The organism is Methanosaeta sp. UBA356 (assembly GCF_002496465.1).
Classification (GTDB): domain Archaea; phylum Halobacteriota; class Methanosarcinia; order Methanotrichales; family Methanotrichaceae; genus Methanothrix; species Methanothrix soehngenii.
Genome location: NZ_DAKC01000095.1, coordinates 10,321 through 14,279, shown reverse-complemented (window position 1 = coordinate 14,279; position 3,959 = coordinate 10,321). Strand labels below are relative to the sequence as shown.

Below are 3,959 nucleotides of genomic sequence, written 5' to 3'. Positions count from 1 at the left end.
TAGACGAAAAGTCAATGGTTGGGCCTTCTACCAGCTTAAGGAGTTCCTTAGCTATAAGGCTCTCGCGGAGGGTGTTCCTCTGGTTCTGGTGGACCCCGCATACACCAGCCAGACGTGCCATCAGTGCGGTGAGCATGGAATCAGGAACGGCAAGAGCTTCAAGTGTCCTGTGTGTGGCTGGTCGGGCGATGCTGATTTCAATGGTGCTAAGAATATAGCTTTCTTGGGCCGCTATGTAGACCGGCCTGGAGGCTCGGAAGTACTTCCAAATATCAAGGCAGTCCTTTCAGGGCTACTGAAAGCTCCGGTCTTTAGGCCGGAGTAGTTTACCCACATAATCGGGAGAAGAGCATCCTTTTAGCGCATCTGGGATTTTGATCCCTCAACCCAAAGCTTTAATGTCTCCAGCGCTCTCTTTTCTGCCATGAACCTCGGTCGCCTCTTCAAGCCGAAAATGAAACCACGCATAGCGGAAAGCCCGCCGTTCAACTACCTGGATCTGAGGAGCAAGCCCTTCTACATCGTGGCCTCGGTGGAGGTGGGCAATACCACCACTAAGAGCATACTCACTGCTACCGATCTGAATACCGGCAAGACCTACATCGTGAACAAGACGGTAAAGATGACCAGAGATGTGAGGCCACCAAAACCAGGAGAAGAGATCTTTGCCCATACCATCAATGGCACGCCCCTCACCAAGGAGTCCGTTGCCGAGCTGGTAAAGGACACCCTGATCGAGAGCCACGATAGAGCTCGGCTGGACATCAAGACCGATCTGAACTTCGTGGTGCGCTCAACCGGTGTAGTGGCCGAGCTGGACTCTCCCGAGCAGGTAGGAATATTCATTCAAGCCCTGGCCCAGGGCTGCCTCGATGCCGGCGTCCCTCCCCGGCTCATGACCCCGGCGATGAGCATACACAACATCCTGGAGAAGTTCAAGAGATATACCATGATCGAGAAGGTCATCTTCATGGGAGCGGTGGCCTCCTGCTTCCCGCCCCAGGGGTCCACCGGAGTAGAGGTGGTGGCCAACGAGATGGAAGGAGAGCTTGCCACCGCCGGAATCAAGGAGGGCAGCCGCTGGACAGATGTGGACTTTCGAAACCCCTGCCTCTCTATGGACTTCGGCACCACCCTGGACGGAAGGGTGACGAGCGAAGAGCTGCCCTATGCCCATACCATTGGCAACCTACTGGGCCTCGCTGGTGCCATACCTGATGCCGTGGTCCAGGGCACAGGGCTGGTGGACAGGAAGATAGGGGCGACCCTGGACATATTCGACGCTGGCCTGAAGCCCGACTATGGAAAGGAGGCCCAGGCCTATGCCGACCGGATTGACGAGCTGGTGATCATCGAAAAGGTTCCATTAAACCGCAAAAAATACGGCCTCGTTCCGGTGAATCCAGATGCAGCGGCCAAGAACAATGTGGTCCTCATCGGCTGTGACGTGGGGGTAAACGGCAGCGACCTGGAGAAGCTCTCCGGAATCGGCGCGGATATCAATAGCGCCAAAAGCCGAGATCTGAAGGTACTCTTTGGCGCTCTGGATCTGGCCATGGCCCGGGTGGCCCGCAGGCTGGTCCAGGTTGGGGTCGAGGAGGGCATAGTCACCGGCAAGACCGCCATTGGTGTGACCGGTAGGGCGGGTATCACAGGCAACAAGCCCCGCCTGATCTTAGAGGAGATAGATAAGCTCGGGCTGTATGATCATACGGACAGAAATGTGGTCTTCGTGGACGATGGCCTGGCCAGAGGAGCAGCGGTGATGGCTCGATGCATGAACTCCATGGGCACTCCCAAAAATCCGTTAGGAGGGCTGCGCAAAGGAGGGTGCATTCTCAAGAAGAGGATGAGCTATGAGGTGGAAAAGGGTCTGGTCCCCGCACCTCAGGAGGCCCGGCCGGATAAGGATACCCACGATTACTTCGAGGGAGGCCACAAGCGAGAATGAGAAGAGATTGAGCAGAAAATGCCACCACCACCCAGATCACATCCTTCTGCCAAGGTCGAGGAGGAGATTCCCATATCAGTGCTGGCAATAGAAGAGCATGAGGAGACGATCTGGATCTCTTTAAATGCAATTTCAGCCAGCGAATTCCCTCCTTGCATAAAGAATATAATTAGAGGGCCTGGAGGCGAAAAGGGAATGCACAGGAGAGGAGCGATCCTGGCCTCATTCCTGGGCCAATGCGGTTGGAACGAAAAGGAGGCAGGATCCCTCTGGCGGGGTGCTATATCTACAGAGGAGAGGATCTACAGGAAATGGTTTGGGAATATGAACTGCCCAAAGTGCGAGACTATGCAGCGGCAGAGCAAGGGCTATCCCGACCTGGGCATTGAGGATCTTGAGCTATGCCAGCCGGATGAGAAGTGCCAGAGGATAAAAAGCCCGGTGGAGTATGCTGCAGATCTGTTTGCCGAAGAGGAGCTCTCCAGAGGTAGACAGGAGCACATTCGAACTATATTTCTGGCCCGACTTTTCAACTGGAAGACCGGCAGAGAGTTCGATATCGACCTGACAGCAGAGGAGAAAGAGGATCTGGAGAGCCTGAAAAATAAACAAATGGAGACGGATAGCGCCAACACCATCCTCCTCTTCACCTGGAGCAAATTCAGGGGAAGGCTCCGTCCCAAGTTTCGTCTTATGGAGACCGATCTGCCTCGAAGGCGGATGTTATCCGAGCTTCTTTAATGGGCCTGCCACCCGCATGGCCTCAAGGCCCTATTCGAGCACATTTATCTGCAGAACACCATTGAAGGTCTCACTTCCCTGCAATGATGCGGCAGACACGTTGACGCTGTATTTGCCTGGAGGGACATTGGCATTCCAAATGCCGGTATACTCATTCCCAGAGCCCTTGATCAAGACCGCATTTCCCGAATTGATGCCTGTAGAATTAATTATAGTGGCGCTGGCGGTGATTCTGCTCTGGCTGTCAGAAGTGCTATTATTGTCGCTTGTAGTCAGTCCATCACCAGCGGCGGCAAGCAAAGCAGTGATATTGACGGTGCTGCCTGCTGTCACATTTATCGGATCGGCATTGATGCTCACCAGGAATATAGCTGGCCCGGAACCCGTGTTAGCAGTGGGTTCAATCTGAGCGGGAGCGGCAATTGCTGTGCCTTCTGGGTTCTCCTTCTCTGCCCCGGATTCTTTCTCAAACTGAGAAGTGGTCATGCGCGTTGCCTTTGGTCCATAATCCTGTTGGGTTTCATTAATGGGAATACCCTCCAGGAAGCTGGTTGCGCTTAGGGTCCAATCCCCTTCCTTAGAACAAGTTGAGCACCCAGCTGATGCGCTGATGGTCAGGGCTGCTATAATCATTATAAAGACCATGCCAATCGGTATTAACGCTGATATCTTCATGTATTCTCCTCATGTTTATGATGCCCGGATGTATTAATACAAGCAGGCTCCCATGGCTTTGTTTGCACTTTATTTATATCATCTTAGCGCCCCGAGAACGCTCCGGGTCCGAACCCTCGGCCATGCCCTTCATCCATCACTTTGCATTGATTTTTCAGGCAAGACGATATAATCATATACAAAGAGCATAAAATCCTCATATTGATGAAGAGGCTTACTGCCTATGTCTCGGGCAACGTGCATCAGAGGGGATACCGTGCCAGGGTCACGGATATAGCCCGGGTGCTGGGATTGAAGGGGACGGTTGAGAACCTGGATGATGGCCGGGTCAAGATCATAGCCGAAGGGGATGAGGATAAGCTGAAGTGGTTTGAAGAGGCCATCTGCATCAAGAATACCCTGATTGATGTATCCAGCATAGAGAAGGAGTATTCCACCCCAAGGGACGACGTCAATCGGTTCTATAAGCTGGTGGATAGAGGAGAGACGGATTCTCGGCTGGATACGGCAGCAGACCATCTCAAAAATCTGATCGTCGCCGTGAATAATATGAATCAAAATATTGGCGGTAAGATCGATCAAATGAATGATA

The 3,959-nt window shown here is 53.1% G+C and carries 5 protein-coding genes; 4 read left to right on the top strand and 1 reads right to left on the bottom strand.

Annotated elements, in window-relative coordinates:
• The 3 genes from BP727_RS08860 to BP727_RS08850 form a co-directional block, all read left to right on the top strand.
• Positions 1-325: transposase (locus BP727_RS08860; RefSeq protein WP_286858381.1), on the top strand; the 325-nt coding region annotated here is incomplete at its 5' end.
• Between the two features lie 99 nt (positions 326-424).
• Positions 425-1,951, top strand: coding sequence for a methanogenesis marker 14 protein (locus tag BP727_RS08855; protein WP_273278483.1), 1,527 nt, complete (start codon positions 425-427; stop codon positions 1,949-1,951).
• 18 nt (positions 1,952-1,969) lie between these two features.
• Positions 1,970-2,692: a hypothetical protein gene (locus BP727_RS08850; RefSeq protein ID WP_013720244.1), complete on the top strand. Its 723-nt coding sequence runs from the start codon at positions 1,970-1,972 to the stop codon at positions 2,690-2,692.
• A 30-nt stretch (positions 2,693-2,722) separates the two neighbouring features.
• Here BP727_RS08850 and BP727_RS08845 read toward each other — a convergent pair whose 3' ends face one another.
• Positions 2,723-3,367 (bottom strand): hypothetical protein, encoded by a 645-nt coding sequence (locus BP727_RS08845; RefSeq protein WP_013720245.1) that lies wholly within the window; start codon positions 3,365-3,367, stop codon positions 2,723-2,725.
• Positions 3,368-3,571: 204 nt separating this feature from the next.
• On the opposite strand from BP727_RS08845, the gene BP727_RS08840 reads away from it, so the two are divergent.
• A partial coding sequence (locus tag BP727_RS08840) for an acylphosphatase (protein WP_286858380.1) occupies positions 3,572-3,959 on the top strand: 388 nt, incomplete at its 3' end.